Origin of the sequence: Streptococcus sanguinis SK355 (genome assembly GCF_000212855.1) — a bacterium.
GTDB classification, from domain to species: Bacteria; Bacillota; Bacilli; order Lactobacillales; family Streptococcaceae; genus Streptococcus; species Streptococcus sanguinis_A.
The window spans coordinates 1,599,775-1,619,405 of sequence record NZ_GL890993.1 but is presented as its reverse complement, the minus strand read 5'-3'; the positions used below and the strand labels follow the sequence as shown (position 1 = coordinate 1,619,405).

The 19,631-nt window shown below is 40.1% G+C and carries 6 protein-coding genes and 2 pseudogenes; 2 read left to right on the top strand and 6 right to left on the bottom strand.

What is annotated here, in order from left to right; genetic code table 11:
* The first annotated feature begins 1 nt into the window (after position 1).
* A complete protein-coding gene (locus tag HMPREF9389_RS03615; protein WP_002930269.1) occupies positions 2–1,468 on the top strand; it encodes an alpha-amylase in 1,467 nt (488 codons plus the stop codon).
* Between the two features lie 172 nt (positions 1,469–1,640).
* Positions 1,641–2,885: pseudogene (locus tag HMPREF9389_RS11795) on the top strand (ISL3 family transposase).
* Between the two features lie 157 nt (positions 2,886–3,042).
* On the opposite strand, the gene HMPREF9389_RS03630 reads toward HMPREF9389_RS11795, so the two are convergent.
* From HMPREF9389_RS03630 to HMPREF9389_RS03650, 6 genes and pseudogenes are all read right to left on the bottom strand, one after another.
* Positions 3,043–3,753 carry a macro domain-containing protein gene (locus tag HMPREF9389_RS03630; protein WP_002930263.1) on the bottom strand — a complete coding sequence of 237 codons (711 nt, stop codon included), beginning with the start codon at positions 3,751–3,753 and terminating at the stop codon, positions 3,043–3,045.
* A 9-nt stretch (positions 3,754–3,762) separates the two neighbouring features.
* Entirely contained in the window at positions 3,763–6,456 is a 2,694-nt protein-coding gene (locus HMPREF9389_RS03635) for an RNA-directed DNA polymerase (protein ID WP_002930262.1), read from the bottom strand.
* Between the two features lie 58 nt (positions 6,457–6,514).
* Positions 6,515–7,561, bottom strand: coding sequence for a M42 family metallopeptidase (locus HMPREF9389_RS03640; protein ID WP_002930260.1), 1,047 nt, complete (start codon positions 7,559–7,561; stop codon positions 6,515–6,517).
* A gap of 119 nt (positions 7,562–7,680) precedes the next feature.
* Positions 7,681–8,147 (bottom strand): annotated as a pseudogene (locus tag HMPREF9389_RS12340) (ABC transporter permease).
* A 259-nt stretch (positions 8,148–8,406) separates the two neighbouring features.
* Positions 8,407–10,824: an SHIRT domain-containing protein gene (locus HMPREF9389_RS03645; protein WP_002930252.1), complete on the bottom strand. Its 2,418-nt coding sequence runs from the start codon at positions 10,822–10,824 to the stop codon at positions 8,407–8,409.
* A 387-nt stretch (positions 10,825–11,211) separates the two neighbouring features.
* Entirely contained in the window at positions 11,212–19,494 is an 8,283-nt protein-coding gene (locus HMPREF9389_RS03650) for a ZmpA/ZmpB/ZmpC family metallo-endopeptidase (RefSeq protein ID WP_002930250.1), read from the bottom strand.
* Positions 19,495–19,631 lie beyond the last annotated feature (137 nt).

The window sequence follows — 19,631 nt, the reverse complement described above, 5'->3', positions numbered from 1 at the left end:
AATGAAGAGGAGAATTTATATGGAAAACCAAACCTTAATGCAGTATTTTGAATGGTATCTGCCAGATGACGGTCAGCATTGGAATCGCTTGGCAGAAGACGCACCTAACTTAGCAGCGAAAGGAATTCGCAAGGTCTGGATGCCGCCGGCTTTCAAGGGAACCAGCTCTAATGATGTCGGATATGGCGTATATGACCTCTTTGATTTAGGAGAGTTTGACCAAAAAGGAACCGTACGCTCCAAGTATGGATTGAAAGAAGAATACCTCCGAGCAATTGAGGTGCTTGGACAGAACGGCATCGAAGCGATTGCAGATGTGGTCCTCAATCACAAGGCCGCAGCTGACTATAAAGAGCGCTTTACCGTTGTTGAAGTTGATCCTAACGACCGCACAAAGGTCTTGTCAGAACCTTTCGAGATTAAAGGCTGGACTAAGTTTGTCTTCTCAGGCCGCAAAAAAGCTTACAATGACTTCGAATGGCACTGGTACCACTTCACCGGCACTGACTATGATGCAAAAAACAACAAGTCAGGCATTTTTCTCATCCAAGGCGACAATAAAGGTTGGGCAGATGATGAGCTAGTGGACAATGAGAATGGCAACTACGACTATCTCATGTATGCGGATATTGATTTCAAGCATCCCGAAGTCATCCAAAATCTCTACGACTGGGCTCATTGGTTTATTGAAAGCACTGGTGTACATGGCTTTCGCTTAGATGCTGTTAAGCACATTGATTCCTTCTTTATGAAGAATTTCATCCGTGATATTACTGAGAAATACGGCGATGATTTCTATGTCTTTGGTGAATTTTGGAATGGGAATGAAACAGCCAATAACGATTATCTAGAAAGTATTGACTACCGCTTTGACCTAGTCGATGTCAAGCTCCATCAGAATTTATTTGATGCCAGCAAATCTGGAGCAGACTATGACCTGCGAACTATTTTTGATCAGACACTTGCAAAGAATCATCCTGAATCAGCTGTAACCTTTGTGGACAACCACGATACTCAGAGAGGTCAGGCTCTGGAATCTACTGTCGAAGAATGGTTCAAACCAGCTGCCTATGCTCTTATACTTTTAAGAGAAGCCGGATTGCCCTGCGTTTTTTACGGAGACTACTATGGCATTAGCGGAGAATTTGCCCAAGAGAGCTTTCAAGAGCTACTGGATAAACTCCTAGACATCCGTATCAATCTTGCTTATGGTGAGCAGACCGACTACTTTGACGATGCAAACTGTATCGGCTGGACCCGCCAAGGTATGGACGATGGTCAGCCAATCGCTGTTGTTGTCAGCAATGACCAAGCAGCCAGCAAATCCATGCTGGTCGGTCCAGAATGGGCTGGCAGAGAATTCAGCGACTATCTAGGCAACAGCTCACAAATCGTAACCGTTGACGACCAAGGCTGGGGAGAATTTCCTGTGGAGGAAAAATCAGTTAGTGTTTGGTCACTGAAATAAAAATATATCTTTTGAATTTATTGTATATAATATTACTTTATTATTTAAAAAGGGCTCTATAATTTTGTAGTTGGTAAATTCACCGTAGGGATTATAGAGCCTTTTTATTGTAGAAAAAAGCCCCATAAGGTCTATAATGAAAAGCGACGAAACCATCATTAGAAAGAATCTCATGGAACAGTTAAATTTTACCACAAACCTTCTCAGAATGAAAGACAAAAATATTATCATGTTAGATTACAAGGACTCAGGGACACATAAAGAAGTTATTGCTAAGCTAGATTATTCTGCACCTAAATGCCCTCGCTGCCAAGGACAAATGACTAAATATGATTTTCAAAAAGAATCTAAAATCCCCTTCTTAGAATGTGCAGGATACAAAACTCTCATTCGGTTAAAGAAATGCCGTTTCCGCTGTCAAGTCTGCAGGAAAATGGCTGTCGCTGATAGTTCCCTCGTCCAGAAGAATCACCAAATCTCAACCATCGTCAACCAGAAAATCGCTCAAAAACTAATTGAGAATGTCCCTATGACAGCCATCGCTGAAAGCTTGGTTGTCTCCACATCCACTGTTATTCGCAAACTAAAAGAGTTTAAGTTCAAGACGGACCTCAACCGCTTGCCAACTCACATGTCTTGGGATGAATACAGCTTCAAGAAGGGGAAAATGAGTTTTATTGCACAGGATTTCGACTCAAATAACATCCTAGCTATCTTAGACGGACGGACTCAAGCTACTATTCACAATCACTTCCTAAGATACTCCAGACAAACCAGAAACCGCATCAAGGTCATTACCATTAATATGTTTAGCCCCTACTACGACATCGCCAGACAGCTATTTCCTTCTGCTAAAATCGTCCTTGATCGGTTTCACATTGTACAACACCTAAGCCGGGCTATGAACCGTCTGCACATCCAAATCATGAATCAATGCGACTGAAAATCTCACGAGTACAAGGCAATCAAACGATACTGGAAACTGATGCAACAAGACAGTCGGAAACTCAGCAATAAACGCTTTTATCGCCCAACTTTTCGCATACATTTAACCAACAAAGAGATTCTAGAAAAACTGCTCTCTTTCTCTCAAGAACTCCGAAATCATTATGAGCTGTATCAACTCTTGCTTTTTCATTTTCAAGAGAAACAAGCTCAGCATTTCTTTGGTCTCATTGAAGAAAAGATTTCTTGTGTCAATCCGATCTTTCAGACTTTTTTGAAAGAGAAGGAAGAAATCATGAACGCTCTGGAGCTTCCCTACTCAAACGCAAAACTAGAATCAACTAACAACCTTATCAAAGTCATCAAAAGAAATGCTTTTGGTTTTCGAAACTTTGACAACTTTAAAACCAGAATCCTCATCGCTTTGGATATTAAAAAGGAGAGGAACAAATTGATCCTCTCCCGATGTTAGCTGACATCAACCCACTACAGTTGACAAAGAGCCAAAAAATCCAAAAAATGCTCTAGTGCACTTTCGGACCTTTCTATTATTTAATTGCAATTCTAAGCTTAATTAGGCTTTATATGTATACTAAAAACCAAATAATATAGCAGGATTTTTTAAAATATTAGAAATCATACTTTTTAGGTCTAGTATTATCTTTTTTTACAAGTATTGTTATATCAATTTCTCTTTTAAAATCATAGGTCTCAAATGCTAATTTCATTAAATTGAGCCTATCAGAGCTGGTAGGAGTAGAATTTTTAAAGCTTATTCTCCCGCCTAAAACAGGACAAAGGATTTTTCTCCCTTTCGCATTGTTTTCGATATATTCACAAAGCTTATATAGAATCGAAAAATAATCCCTCACATCACTTAATACCATTTTATCATTTAAATCAAAATCAGCAATTTTGACTAAATAATACTCAAGATTGTTATTATGAAACTTTACAATTTGATTGTTATCCTCTCTAATTTTTTTCAGATTGTCCGTGTTGATTGTCCTAAGAAAGTAAGAATAAACAGATTTTGAACTGATTCTTTTCTCATCTACTGTAAGAAAACTATCTGTCGCAATCACTCTTACAAAACTATCATATTTTGATTTAAAAATATTGTCATAATAAATTTCTAATTTCAACTTGTTTGTTGAGCTAATAAATTTATATTTATGATTTATTTTATAGATGACCGCAACTATTATAGAAAAAACAAGTATAAGGGCTTGTGAACACAAGTATATAAGGGAATTACTAGGTAGCATTGGCTGTAAAAATTGTAGTCCGCCAAACCATGCTAATGTAGTTGGTCCGTATTCTTTGAGTTTGCTAATCATAATACTCCTCTACTCTAAGTTTCTATAATAATATTTTGGAGGGTTTTCTTTCATGTTCTGATTTAAATTATTAATTCGCTTATCATTTATATCTTCCAAGTTTACATCACAGATATCTACATGAGTATTTTTGGCACCTTTATGACTAGACACCTTACGTTTATATTCTTCTTTATATGGGACGAAAATCCGAACTCCCCCTAATTTAGAGTAATTCGTTATACTTGTGACAGCCATTAAATCTCTCGAGAGACTCTCAGAAATTTGATAATAATACTTTATATCCCTATTGTTAGTGATTAAATGTATAATAAAGGGTTCTTTTTTAGAAATCTCATATTTTAGGTCTATTGATGTAGCTTCATAACAATTTAAAAAAGCATGTTCATATCCTCTGAATTTAAAAGTATGATTAAATTTTTCCTTCGGAATATGCATTCTCCAATTAAGATGGTACTTCTGAGGTTTTCTATGCCTAAATATATCGTATTCTTTAGGAGACGGGTATATTTTGGGAATTAACTGTATATGAGCATCTTTGTATTCAATGCCATCAATTATTATCTTTATTGGGACAACAACAACAGATAAATTTAAAACTCTCCCATTGACGAATATAAAATCCAAGCCTCCAACTATTAGAGTTTTCGTTTTTACTGCATGTCTCACTATAGTAACAATATCCTCTATGCTAATTCCTTGCTCTGGAAAAGAGATAATGTCTGCATTGTATTTATCAGATAAATTTAAAACAGTTACAATATCTGATAAAGACGATAAATTTTCCGATGTTTTAAGAAATGTCTCCAATCTATTATCATAGGAATAGAGGTTCGCTTGAGCAAATCGAAGAATTGACTTTTGCTCATAGTCTTCTACAACTACATCTTTTTTCTTAGGATAGCCATTTTCTTTATTCCAGTCCCCAATCAACTCATTAAGCTTTTTAAAATAGTTAGTTTTATCCTCACTACCTTTTTTTATTGATTCCTGAAAACTTTCTTCACCGATGTGTTTAAATATTTTGTACAATTCTTTTAACTGAATTTCATAATTATGTAGATATTTGTTATCATCATATTTATACCTTGGTTTCCTGAAATTATCTTGTAAACTAATAAACAATTTGTTGTCCACTTCAAAAAATGATTTATCTAATAAGTCTTCATAATATTTTACAAAATCATTTATTGACTCATCTTTGATACTTTTAATATTTTCCAATTTATTATAAAACATAGATACCTTTTTGAATTTCTCATCTACCACTTCCAAATTCTGAGAATTTTTTTCTATTGTACATAGCTGGTACCAGTAATCATATAGTTCCAAGAAAAATTCATCATCAACAAAATCATAAAAGTACTTAATAAATTTTTTTGATAACTCAATATTATTTCTATGATTTTCTTTTCTCATAGTTCCAAAAATAGAGTAAAAAACTGTCGAAATTATCCTACTTAAATGCTTTTTATCTTTAGATATTGTAAATAAATCTGATAATTTTGTAATATCTTTCGTTAAGATATATGCTTTGTCAAATTCATCTTCAAACTCTATCGGATCAATAATCCTATGATTATCACTAGATAATCTTGAGGTTTCTTTTTCAAATTTCTTTAAATAATTTACATCATTCTTCTCACTTATAACAAAAAACAAAGTTTTTTCCGAATTAAGATTTATATAAAATCCTTTTTCTTCTAATTCCTCCTTTATTTGATTTAATTCATTTTGAATACCATCTACAATTTTATTTTTATTGTCATTTGCAATTTCTTTGACGATAACAAAAGAAATATCATCAACATATCTTCCATATTGAATAGGATTTTGTCTAGATTGTATCTTCATATCCAACCCTCTGAGATAAATATTAATCAATACATTACTTGGAAAAAAACCTATAGGAAGAACTTTTTTATTCTCTAATGAAGATGGAGCCATTTTATTAATGTATTCTTTGACCAGCGGTAAATTATTATATTTTTCTATAACTTCAAAGACATAAGTATTTAATTTTATTACAGTTTCATCTGCCCTATTATCTTCAAGTAATGAATTAATCTCATTTCTCAATTTTTTTATATTAACAGAATAAAAGCACCTACTTAAGTCAGTTTGAACTAAAATACCCGTTTTATTTTTTTCTATCAAAGTTTTTACTTCTGAAAAACTTGCATCTCGAAAATCAGAATATGCTCTAAAATATGGTTTAAAAATGGAACTAGTATTTTGAGAAACTCTGTTTGCATATATATAATTAGGTAAATTATTTTTATCTAAATCTCTACCTATAATGTCCACCCAAATAGCTCCTAATATCATTATCTTCAAATCAGAGTGTAAAAAAAGATTATATTTTATATCTCCTTTTATTTTATTTTCCGCAGAGAAACTAATGACATTTTTTTCTCGCTTCTCTTCAAAAGATTCTTTGTTTTTTTTATCTGATTTTTCCTTAGAAAGATCAATTTTTTTAAACAACGGAATTGCATCAATAGCACACTGTTCCACATCAAACGTTGAGTATTCTATTTCTTTAATAACTTTTTCAATTTGAACTTCCAAAAATTTTCTAATTTCAGTAAAATCACCTTCTACAACTCCAAACCATTGAACCCAATTATACATGTATCTTTTGTTATATCTTAATTCATTTAAAATTTTGTTAGCCAAGATTGTTTTATTTATAAGTGTCATAGAATGCTTCCCATCTAATTTCAGAAGTTAATTATACTTTATTAACTACACACTAGTACTAGTTACTGATTACCACCAATCCACTTCTTAGATAAGCATCCACCATGCGCTCTGTCGCGAAAACCGAATCGATATGGGTTCGCTCATAAGAGTGACTGGATTCGATGCCAGCACCTAACAGGGCATGCTTGACTTCTGCTCCTGCACTCATGGCTGCAGAGGCATCTGACCCGTAGAATGGATAGATGTCCAGTTTGTAAGGAATGTCCTGCTCCTTAGCCAACTTGACCAAGTGCTGGCGGAATCCATAGTGATAAGGTCCTGATGCATCCTTGACACAGATGGAAACCGTATACTCATCCGTCTGCTGATCGTCACCCATAGCGCCCATATCAACCGCTAGATACTCCACCGCTTGAGCCGGCAGGCTGGAATTAGCCCCATGACCAACCTCTTCAAAGACACTGAAAGCAAAATGAGTCGTCACCGGCAGCTGAATAGCTTCCTCTTTATAAACGCGCAAAAGATTGAGCAAAATAGCTGCGCTGACCTTGTCATCTAGAAAGCGGGACTTGATAAAGCCTGACTCGGTAACAGTGGTACGCGGATCAAAGGAAATAAAATCCCCTACTTCGATTCCTAAATCCCGCGTTTCTTTCTCACTCGTCACCTTTTCATCCAAACGGACTTCCATATTGTCCTGAGTTCGCTCAACCGTTCCAGCATCTTTATAGACATGGCAGGAAGTCTGGTGAACTAAGATAGTCCCATTGACGGTCTTGCCACTGCTGGCCACATGGACTAGACAGTTTTCTCCTTCAATCATATTCCATGGGAAACCGCCGATCCGATCCAGCTTAAGACGCCCATCAGACTTAATCGCACGGACAATAGCACCAAGAGTATCCACATGGGCAGTCACTACCCGATGCTGGGTATCATTTTCGCCCTTAACTACAACATGAACACCGCCTTTATTGGTCCGGACAGGCTCATAGCCCAATCCTTCCAGCGTGTGTACCAAATAGTCTGCCACCTCAGCCGTAAAGCCTGTTGGGGAAGGGATAGCCGTTAATTCTTGTAAATATTGAACAGTTTGATTCATGAATGTCTCCTCATCGTTTTTCTTTATTATAGCACAAAGAAAGCCTGAGCAAATAGATTTTCAGCAGGCTTTTAATGATTTTGAGAAATTATGACACCTCAATTACTATCGCCGTACTGCTACTCTTTCTCCTCCTGAACTTCAATATTTTGCAACTCCCAAAAGAAAAGATTGCCCAACAATCCTAAGAGAAAAAGCAAGAGAGGAATGGCATAAGGTGCTAGTGGATTATAAGATTCTTTAGCACTAATTTTCATCTGAGGGCCGTATGGAGCTATCAACTGATAATAATTAAGACCGCAAAACAAAATCAAAAAGAAAAAGATAGAAAAGTAAAGCCGATAGAGATGTCCTAGCAGCTGTCCTTTGAATAAATAAGTAACTTCCCCCATGAGTGTTGCAAAATTCATAACAGCAAGTACAAAATAAGCAATGACAACAGGAACTAAAAAAGAAAAAGGTAAAGATAACCATAAGCAACCCCCGGCTCTGGCTCAATTCCCGAATAACCGTACAAATACACCAGTAGATACAAAACTAGGGGCAAAAAAGGAATCACCTTAAACTTCTTATTTTTCATCAACATCTCCCTTTAAACAAAGAAACTTTTTCTTATTTTATTATAACAAATCTTCTTTATAAAACAAGAATTCACTTTTATTTTCAAGTATTCATTGACTGTAAAATCAAGCTTAGCAAATATCAGCCACCGTAAAAACATCGATTTGAATGACTGCTTATTTTAGAGTTTATAAGTTTAATCGTCAGCACATTATCAAAAATAGATGATGACAAAGACAAGAAAAAATCATCTCAGCTAGCTGAGATGATTCGTTTGGCTAATATTAATTAGCTTTTTTGAAACGATAGACAAGAGTTGATAAAAGAATCAGAGCCGATCCTGCTGCTATCGCAAAGATAGATGTTTCGCTGCCAGTTTTCGGCAAAACTTTTTTGCCAGTTCCTGATCCAGTAACATCTTTTCCATCTTTATCTGATGAATTACCTGGGGTTCTATCAGTCGAAACGCCTGGTTTATCACCAGATGATGATGGTGGTGTCGAACCTGAAGAAGGTGGCGGTGTACCTGGTCCTTGTGGACGTCTAGCTTCAAATGTCCATGTGCCTGTAAATTTGACATCTGCGCCTGCAATAGTTTTACTATCTGCGTCATATTTGAGGAATTTCCAAGTACCATCACTTGCTTCAACAGTTTTCTTAGCTGGCTGAACCGCTTGAACGGCAGCACCGTCTGCATATTCAGTGGCATCATTCGGTAGCAATGCTGTGACTTCTTCTGGCAAGCTACGATTCGGATCTGCGCTTACAAATTCATAAGTCGCCTTATATTTCGGTGCTGGAGTGAAATTCCATTTACCAGTAAATTTAAGGTCCTTATCCGCAACAGTCTGGCTATTCGTTTCCGCATAGCCTTCGAAAGTCCATGTGCCTTCAGTAACTGTAACACTTGTTCTAGCAGGTTGCTTAGCGTCTACATTAATACCACTAGTGTAGCGATTAGCATCTGCTGGAAGCAAATCAGTTACTTCTTTTGGCAGATTTGGATAGGCTGCATTGCTGCTGAGAAACTCATAGCTAACACCATAGTCTTTATAAGTGTTTGTGAATACTGGATTATTACCTTCGACGGTAGCTTCCAACTTGCCCTTGCTTGCAGTCACTGTGACAGTCACTGTATGCTCTGCGCTATCGTAAGTCACTCCAGCTTCATTTCCAGCTACTTCCGTCAGCTTGTAAGTATAAGTGCCTTCTTTATCATAGTTGATTTCAGGAAACTTGATATTACCATTGGCATCATTTGTTGCTTGAAGTTCCACGTTATTTCCGCCAACCTCAGTCAGTTTGAAAGTATACTTTCCAGCTTCAAGTGCTTTACCATCCAGAACTTTCTTAGCGGTAATCGCTGCAGTTGCTGGCTCTAACTTGTAGGTATTGGTGAAAGCCTCACGGTCATAATTAACCGCTGCTGTCTTAACGCCGTTGTTGTCTGTTACAGTAACAGTAACATTGATGTCTGAATTGGCATCGTTTGTCACACCTGGCAGATTGCTTGCTCGTTCACGAATGACATAGTTAAAGGTTCCCTCTTTTTTGAAACGAAGTTTCTTAAAGGTTACGGCACCAGCTTTATTGGTTACCGTTTGAACAACTTTATCGTTGTCATCCTTATTGATCAAATCAAAAGTAAATTCACCATCCTCCAAATTGCGGCCAGTCAATTCCTTTTTGACTTTGAAGATAACTTCATCCGAACGAGTACCTTCCCCGACACCATCAAGAGTTGTCAAAGGTGCAAATGGACGTGCTAACAAATCAGGCATCTTTTGCCCATTAGACGTAACGGTTACATCGTTAAAGGCTTTTTTGGTTACCTTATCTACTGGCTCAGTCAAACGAGTCCGGTAAATAACATAAATCCCTCTTCCATTCAATTCCCCAGCATTAACTGTGAAATGATTGGAGTCTGTGACTGTCACAATCTGGCTCGAATTAAATGATTGACGTGTGCCAGAAGCACCTTCCCACTCAGTAAAGTAGTAACCTTTAATCCCTGTCTCTTCATCCAGTTCTTGATCTTCTGGAATAGCGTCCTCAATGACAACTTGACCAAGATTTTGGACATCGCGATTGACACGAATACGCCAGTTGACGTAGTTTGGATCCTTAGAATCCTGAACACCCCACTTGGAATAACCCTGAGGCTCCTCATCAACCTTGATACGCTTCAGCTTGTAAGTCCTAGCACCCGGAAAGTTAACTTCTTGTTCTTGGTCATAAGGCATATTATCAGCCCAAACCACTGTGAAAGAAGATTGAATACGCTTGGTATCTGACATTTTCGCAAAATACTCAGCATTTGTGACAGTAATGGTTGCTGTATTGGTAACAGGATCTGTCACTAACTTGGCAACAACAGTGCCATCCGGTGCGCTTATGTTTTCCTCCAAAGTTCGCTCAATTTTGAACTGTGATGGAACTCGATAAACCATGGTATCACCATTATTTAATACTTTGCTATCTGCAAATGTATAGGTCGGAGCAATGTAAAATTTACCTTCACCGTAGCCTGTATCCTTTAAAGGATTAGTATTAATAGTGACGTTTGTAGTTAGTTGATAGTCGCCATCACCTAACTCTGCAGCAGAAACCCTAGGACTTGAGCTTAACAAGGGAATAAAGGTTGATACCAAAAGCAGCAAAGTCATCAGAGCATGAGACACTTTATGATAAGTTTGTTTCACCTTGAATGCGGTCCTCCTTCTTTTTAAATTTTATTTTTGACAAATGCTGGCAGGCACACCATCACCTGTCTACCCCCTCATTTTCAGTCGATTCTAAATCAAGATTTATTACCAAACTAAAAATGAATGTGTTTGTATATGATAAGCGAATATGACATATACATATCAATTATAACATAAAATATTATAATTGACTCTTTGTGAACTACTTTTTTTAGTGGCAATTATCTGCTTTTTGTCTACTTTCATTACAAAAAAGTTACAAATTGTTTTTTTATCTAACTCGGATGGATTATTATTGTTTTATTAGAAATAAATAGCAGAAAAAATACCTAGACTTTTTACAGTCTAGGCATTTTTAAATATATACGGAAAACAACTTATTGCTTACTTATTAAAGATTGACTTTCTGAAGTCATCTGTCTCACGAAGATAAGCATTGTAAATCTTCTTCTTGAGCAGGTTGACCCAGCTGGCATCGACACGGCTTGTAGCATTGGCAATGTTGCTCACATCCTCTGCTACTGCTGCGTCCATCAGCCTTTGCATATCTGCATAAGAGCGAATGGTTACTTTCTTAGTACTGCTTGGATTTCTGAGTTCGTACTCAATGGTGATTGGTTTGAGCTTGGTCAGCTGATCAATCCGCTCCTTATACATCGCCTTCTTGAAGGCTACCCAAGAGTCATATTCACCTTTGAATACATTTTCCAAGACTTTCTGGTCAGTCACGAGACCAACATCTCTTCCGGACCATCCGTCCCACGTTTTCTTGCCTTCATCAAAGGCTTCCTGAGAGTACTTACCAGAAACATAAGGAATAAATCCTTCATGGTAGCCTTTGGCTGCCAGCAACTCATAGGCTGTGCGGCGGAACATAACGTCGCCCGGAGCTCCATTTGGATTGCTCAAGGCTGAGTAGATTGGTGAGAAGAGACTGAGACTGAGATAGCCATTTCGTGCATATCTACCACTATCCTTGTTCTCCCGACGAGTGATAACATCATTTTCAATCAAAGAGTCAAAGGTCTTCAGCTGCTTGATTTCTTCAGCAGTGAAGGTTCGTGTCTGGTTTCCAGCGTGGGTTTCCTTACCATACTTATCAGTAACGTAGTAATTCTCCATCTTCCTGAACCACTGAAGTTTCGCATCATCACTCTGCTTCAGCATAGAAGTACCTTCTAGGTAATCCAGCGTGTAGATCATGTCAAACATACCATGGACATAGTGTTGCAGATCTTCTGCATTTTGAACGCGTTCTTTGAAGTTATATGTGTGTAGACGCGTCTTAGAATCCTTGTCGACCTTGAAGAGGGTATTGAGCGTAATGGTTGCCTCATCCGCACTTGGAGTGGACTGCAGGAGTCCGCGAGCATAGAGCTCAGCTCCCAGACCTTCACGGCGGCTATTGCCCTCAAAGTAGATGCCTCCGTCAGAATTATGGGTCATCTCATGCGTGTAGACTGAGTTACCATAGTCTTCTAACAATTTAGCTGCATCAAAGTGGGTTACGCTTCCCGTAGCATAGGCATTGTAGCCCTTGCTTGGATACCACTTGCCAGCTGGTCCAAAGAACTCCTGCATAGCCAGTGATTTCTTGTCATTAGCTGGAGCCCAATATCTTTGACCTGTCTTGTCAACCAATGAGAATCCATCGTAAACCAGAACAGAACGGAAGAGCTTGTCCTTGCTTTCATCGCTTAGAATCTTATACCAGAAGTCATAATGATCGCGCTGGTACTCAGCTGTTTTTCTCACTCGGTCTTCGACATATTCCGCTAGCTCGGCATCTGTTCGCACTCTGCCATTGGCATCAAGGCGATAACGGTCATAAGTCCCCATGGAGATGGTGGACATATTGGAGATAGCATAGACACCCTTCTCAGTCATGGTCAAGAGTGGCAGGAGCATGCCCTTGTGTTCCCAATTATCAGCAGTAATCTTGTCGTAAACGCCGACAGAGTACTTGCTCTTGTCCTCAGCTGCATCCTGAAGCTGTCTCGCTTCTGCTATATCCGACTTAGCCTCAACGATGTAGGCTTTTGTATTGGTCTTGAGCCATTCATTATTGCTCTTGCCCGGCAGGAAGAGCTGACGATAGCCTTCCAGGTAGTTAAAGATCCCTCGCTTACCAGTCGCCTCAGAGAGCGATGTATCATAAGCCATATAGTTGTTCTTTGCTTTAAGATTGTTCATGCCTGACTTACCAAGTGAAATAATGGTATCTAAGGTTGAAGCATTATGATTTCCAAAGAAGTCAAATTTATAGGCCGACAAATCCTTGACATTGATATTGTCATAGTTGATATTATACCAACGGTTGAGATAGGTTAGACCAAGTAAGAAGGCTTCTTTATTGTCTTTAATTTGCTGAGTTATATAGTCTGCTACAACATTACCTTCCGTATTGATAGACTTGTCCATAGCCAGTACCTTGCGCAGCTCTTCTGACAGCTTGGTCTTGACTTGGTCAAAGGCAGTATCCAGATAGAGATCATCCAGAGAAGTGTCAGCATTCACGCCTAAAACAGTCCGCATAGCTGGCGAATCAAGGGTAACCTTGTTCAATTCCGGCAGCACTTGATTGAGAACTCTGCTATAGTCTGATAGGAAGGCTTCTGGTGTATAAAGGAGGTCTAAGCCATTTACAGTATATTCTGCAATTGCCTTATATTTGAAATCTCCCTTATAGGTCAGATTCAGGTATTCAACTGTATTATCCTCGAAGTGCAGCATCAAGCGATTAATCGCTGTCTTGTTGCTATTGATATCAGTGATAATCTGGTTGCCCTTCATTGGAACAACATCCAGCAAGTACTCCTTATTGAGCTTGTGATTATCTGGAAGTTTATTTCCATAGGCAATGATGGTCTCCTTATTATAGAATGGAAGGAGTTTTTCCATGTTAGCATAAGCTATTAGACGGTCTTCTCGAGCATTCTTTTCCTGAGCATAGTTGACAGAATAAAGGTTGAGATTCGTGTCTTCTAGCGTTGTCGTAATATCTAAGCTAGCTAGCTTCTCTTCTGCCTCGTTCAGAGTCAGTGTTGATGTGACAAACTTGTCATTTTCCAGTGTTGTATTTCCTTCAACGGCATAAGCTTCTGTGATACGGTTATTCTCATATCCCTGATCGCCAGAAATACTGTAAACATTTGTACCGCTGACATTGCTGATGACATTATCAATCAAGCCATTGAAGTAATTGGAACCAACCACACCACCAATCTGACCATTCTTAGTAGAGTTTTGAATCTTTCCAGTTACATAAGAACGGCTGATGCGGGCATTGTTTTCTAAACGGCCAACCAGGCCGCCGAAGCGTTGGTTATTCGCTCTAGCGCCTGCTAGAATGGTCACATCTGCCCTGCTTTGGCTAATCAAGGAGTTTCCTCCCTTAAGATTGGCAACCAAACCACCAACATTGTATTCTTTGCCCTGTTTATCATTTGACACGATAGTTCCAGTAAAGGAGCTATTGGTAATTTGGGTATTGTTAGCAATAACGACTAAACCTGCTACCTGTGAAGCATTTTCTTTTACTTCTACTCTACCTTGAACGGAAACGTCTGTGATTCGAGCCCCTTCTGCATTACGAGCCAAAGCCGCTGAGTCATAGGTGCCTACAATATTAACCTCTTTCAGGTCCAGATTGGAAATAGAGGAACCACTCTTGAGGTTTTCAAATAAAGGTTTGGCTAGATTATAAATTGCGTACTGCTTGCCATTATGACTACCAGTCAGACTGCCTGTGAAGTTCCCTTTGAGGTAGACATAGTCCGCAGGTGCCAGACTGACCTCGCTAGCATCCAAATCAGCTCCCAGAACATAGTTGCCAGCCATATTTTGCTTCATCGCGTCTATCAAGCCAGCAAAGCTGGTGTAGAGATTTTGCTGACTAGAAACAACTGCCTTACTGATATAGAAGTCATAGCCAGACTTATAGCCTGTCTCACCTTCTTGAACCAGCTCAGGTAGAGAGACCGTTACCTTGTAGACAGCTCTGCCATCTTTCTGGCTTTCTGCAATGCTGTGAACCGGCAGGAGCATTTCTTTAGATTCACTTGATTTGACTTTGACAAAGTAGGTAGACAAATCCGTAGGCATAGAGCTCATGGACACGACGCGCTTAAACTGGTCGTTTTCTTTTCTGTAAAACTCAACCAAATCAATATCTCGAAAGGCAATCTTCTTGTATTCCAATTCAAAATTGCGGCTGTCGGTTTCAAGGTCTGTGAAGCTGCCATTATCCAGTTCATAAGTCAGCTTGGTTTTCAGGGTATATCCTGTGTAGTAGTCTAAGTCGCCAATCTTCAGACTTCCTGCGAAATTGGTAATCGGAAGAGTGCGGACAAGCTGATCTCCCTGATACAATTCTGCAGTCGCTGAACGGAAGGACTGAGTTTGGTCTTGAAGTCTGTATTGAACCGTAACCGACTTATCATCAGGATTTTCTGTCAGACTTAGAATGGAAACTGACGGCTTGACTTTAGGCACTCCATTTAGAGCTTCTTTGGCTGCTGTCAGGCTAGCAAAAGCTTGATTGACCTGCACTTGTGTAGCAGTTTGATTGTTCAGAACTCCTTCTGCCTTGACCAGTTCGTCCCTATAAGCTGTCTGCTTATCTGAATCTGCATTCTTATATTTTGGAGTCGCTTTGATAGTTTGATTTAAATCGTACTCGTTTTGAAGAGCAGTTTTGACAACCTCAAGTCCGCTTAACTGTGCCTTGGCTTGATTGATTCGTTCCACCAGTTGGTTAACTTCTGCTTGGCTAGCATGTGATTGGCTCAGAATCGCTTGACCTGCTGTCAAAGCAGTATCATAGCTAGATTGTTGACTCTGACTATCGTTGAAATAACGTGCCTGAGCTTTAATCTGTTCTGCTTCCGCCAACAGATTATGAAGTGGAATTAAATCGAACTCTTCTAAGGCTGCTGCTTTCGGCGCATCGTTTGGAACCAGATGTGGCTTAGCTGTTCCGACTTTGATAACTTGCGTTACTGGAGCTAGAGTTTCCTCGTTGGACAGCTCTTGGCGGTCAACTTCTTGGCCGTTGGAGCTATAGACACGGGTCTTGATTGTCCGTTCACCTTGGACACCTGGGGTTGCAATTTGACGGGCATTACGAACCAATTCGTCCGTTTCTTCTTCATGAGTTGAGAAGTTGATTTTCTCAACACGCGTTTCATCTGTATAAGTCAACGGGTACTCTGGCAAGGCGTCTGCTTTTGGTGCTTCATTCGGTACCATATTTGGCTTAGCTGTACCAACTTTAACAATTTGTGTTACTGGAGCTAATGTTTCCTCGTTGGATATCTCTTGGCGGTCAACTTCTTGACCGTTGGAACTGTAGACACGAGTCTTGATAGTACGCTCGCCTTGCACACCTGGAGTCGCAATTTGACGGGCATCACGAACAAGTTCATCTGTATATTGCTCTTCGATGTTAAAAGCTATTTTCTCAACACGCGTTTCATCTATATAAGTCAGTGGATACTCTGGCAAAGCTGCTTCTTTCGGTGCATCATTCGGTACCATAGTTGGCTTAGCCGTACCAACTTTGACAACTTGAGTAACAGGTGCTAGAGTTTCCTCGTTGGACAATTCTTGGCGATCGATTTCTTGACCATTAGAGCTGTAAACGCGAGTCTTAATGGTACGCTCGCCTTGAACACCTGGAGTCGCAATTTGACGGGCATCACGAACCAATTCGTCCGTTTCTTCTTCGCGAATGGTGAAGTTGATTTTTTCAACTCTAGTTTCGTCGGTGTATGTCAGCGGATATTCTGGAAGAACTTCTGCTTTCGGTGCATCGTTCGGTACCATACTTGGCTTAGCTGTACCGACTTTGACAACTTGCGTTACTGGAGCCAGTGTTTCCTCATTCGATAACTCCTGACGGTCAACTTCTTGACCGTCAGAACTGTAGACACGAGTCTTGATAGTTCGCTCACCCTCAACACCTGGGGTAGCGATTTGACGGGCGTCCTGAGGCAATTCATCGGTGTATTGTTCCTCGATGTTAAAGGCAATTTTCTCAACACGCGTTTCGTCTGTATAGGTCAGTGGATACTCTGGCAAAGCCTCTGCTTTTGGTGCATCATTCGGTACCATATTTGGCTTGGCCGTACCAACTTTAACAATTTGTGTTACTGGAGTCAGTGTTTCCTCATTGGAAAGCTCTTGTCGGTCAACTTCTTGGCCGTTGGAACTGTAAACACGGGTCTTGATTGTTCGCTCACCTTGCACACCTGGAGTGGCAATTTGACGGGCGTCCTGAGGCAATTCATCGGTGTATTGTTCCTCGATGTTAAAGGCAATTTTCTCAACACGCGTTTCATCTGTATAAGTCAGTGGATACTCTGGCAAGGCGTCTGCTTTTGGTGCATCATTCGGCACCATATTTGGCTTAGCTGTTCCGACTTTGACAACTTGCGTTACTGGAGCTAGAGTTTCCTCGTTGGACAGCTCTTGGCGGTCAACTTCTTGGCCGTTGGAACTGTAGATGCGAGTCTTGATTGTTCGCTCGCCTTGCACACCTGGAGTCGCGATTTGACGGGCGTCCTGAGGCAATTCATCGGTGTATTGTTCCTCGATGTTGAAGGCAATTTTCTCAACACGCGTTTCATCCGAGTAAGTAAGCGGATATTCTGGAAGAACTTCTGATTTCGGCGCATCGTTTGGAACCATGGTTGGCTTAGCAGTACCGACTTTGACAACTTGCGTTACTGGAGCAAGAGTTTCCTCGTTGGACAGCTCTTGACGATCAACTTCTTGACCGTTGGAACTGTAGATGCGGGTCTTGATAGTTCGCTCGCCTTGCACACCTGGAGTCGCGATTTGACGGGCGCCTTGGACTAGCTCGTCTGTCTCTTCTTCACGAATAGTATAGTTGATTTTCTCTACGCGGGTTTCGTCCGTGTAAGTTAGCGGGTATTCTGATAGCTCTTCTACCTTTGGTGCGTCAGCCGGAATCAGACTTGACTTACTTGTACCGACCTTAATAATTTGAGTAACTGCTGCGAGAATTTCTTCATCTGATAAAACTTGGCGGTCAACCTCTTGGCCATTCGAGGTATAGATACGAGTGGTAATCGCCCGCTCACCCTGTACACCTGGTGTGACAACTTGGCGACTGCCTTCTGGAATCTCATCAGTATACTGTTCTTCGACGGAAAAATCGATCTTTTCTCTTCTTGTTTCATCCGTTGTAGTCAGCTCTAATTCTGGGGCTTGATGCACGGGTGCTTCATCTGGTGCGGTACCATAAGTTGTTAGTTCCGGAACTTCTTGTACTGGAGCGGTGTCTGGTGCAGTGCCATAAGTCGTTAGCTCAGGAACTTCTTGAACCGGTGCAGTATCTGGCGTTGTGCCATAAGTGGTTAGCTCAGGCGCTTCTTGAACCGGTGCAGTATCTGGTGTAGTGCCATAGGTCGTCAATTCTGGGACTTCTTGCACTGGTGCTGTATCTGGTGCCGTTCCATAAGTGGTTAACTCTGGAGCTTCTTGTACTGGCGCTGTATCTGGTGTTGTACCATAAGTCGTCAATTCTGGGACTTGATGCACTGGTGCTTGTTTTGGTACAGATTTTACTGCAGCAGTTCCGACCAACACAATTTCCGAAACTGGCTCTGCAGTTACCTGATCTGAAATCACTTCGCTTTTTACAATTTCTTTACCTGCAATATAATTGCGAGTGACAACAGTACGTGTACCAGCGACACCTGCGCGAATGACCTGAGATTGCCCCTCTGCGAGCTCATTTGAATATTGGTATTCTGTTTGATAAGGCAGAACTTGGGTTTGGCTGCTTTTTTGGCTCTTGAATTCCAGTTCTGGTACTTCAATGACTGGAGAAAGCCGAGCAAATTCACGTTCTTTGGCAGCAATAATCTCTTTTTCTTGCTCTGTCAGTTTCTCTGTTTCAGTAGATACAGGCTTGTTAGCAGTACCCTGATTCCCAGAAAGACCAGCAGATTTGCCTGCTTGCTGATCGACTTCGACAGCTGACAAGTCCTTTTGTGCCGTAGGAAGCTGATGACTTTCTGCTGCGTTCGCCTTGCCCTGTTCACCGCTTTTCAGATAGCCGACATACTCAAAACCAGCAATCTCTAAAGGCTCAGGCAGCTTGTCTCCTACTGTCAAATTTAGCCTTTGATTGTAGGCGGCTAATTCAATATTGGTCACTGCAAATACAGAAGGAGCTAGGAGAATAGAGCCTAGACCTGTCACCAGCAAAATAGAAGACAGGTATCTCTTGCCATTTCTACCTCGTGCAATTACTAAGACTGCTAAAGTCAGTCCTGCAGCTGCAAAAGTTGCTTCCCACAGACTTGAGTAGCCCGTCTTTGGCAAACTTTTTGCCGAAAGCCCCTGGGTCTTTGGACGGTAAACCAGGTAATAAGCATCAGAGTTTTCTTCCACAAACTTTGGAAGTTCCTTAACAACTGCATTCTTCTCAGCTTCAGTCAGTTCAGACTCTACTACGTAGTGATACTGGACTGGAACGGTTTTGCCGGCTGAGACTTCTGCAGCCTCAACCGTACTTATATTTCCCCCTATTGCGGTACTCAAAAAGAAGCTTCCGATAGTGGCGGAAACCAATCCTACTGATAACTTTCTAAAAGAATAGCGCTGGAGCGTATCACCAGTGATTCTTTTTTCCATAATAATTCCCTTTTCTCCATATAATAATCTCTTAAAATTTTACAGAATTTCCTACAAAAATTCAATGCTTTTGCTTAAAAATATATCTTTGAAGGCTGAAATCATCATATTTTTGAACAGCCTTAAAATAGTGTTCA

Bases quoted from the DNA above. Each gene is read 5' to 3' on its own strand.
- HMPREF9389_RS03615 (WP_002930269.1), top strand. From the start codon at position 2: ATGAAGAGGAGAATTTATATGGAAAACCAAACCTTAATGCAGTATTTT.
- HMPREF9389_RS03630 (WP_002930263.1), bottom strand. From the start codon at position 3,753: ATGATTAGCAAACTCAAAGAATACGGACCAACTACATTAGCATGGTTT.
- HMPREF9389_RS03635 (WP_002930262.1), bottom strand. From the start codon at position 6,456: ATGACACTTATAAATAAAACAATCTTGGCTAACAAAATTTTAAATGAA.
- HMPREF9389_RS03640 (WP_002930260.1), bottom strand. From the start codon at position 7,561: ATGAATCAAACTGTTCAATATTTACAAGAATTAACGGCTATCCCTTCC.
- HMPREF9389_RS03650 (WP_002930250.1), bottom strand. From the start codon at position 19,494: ATGGAAAAAAGAATCACTGGTGATACGCTCCAGCGCTATTCTTTTAGA.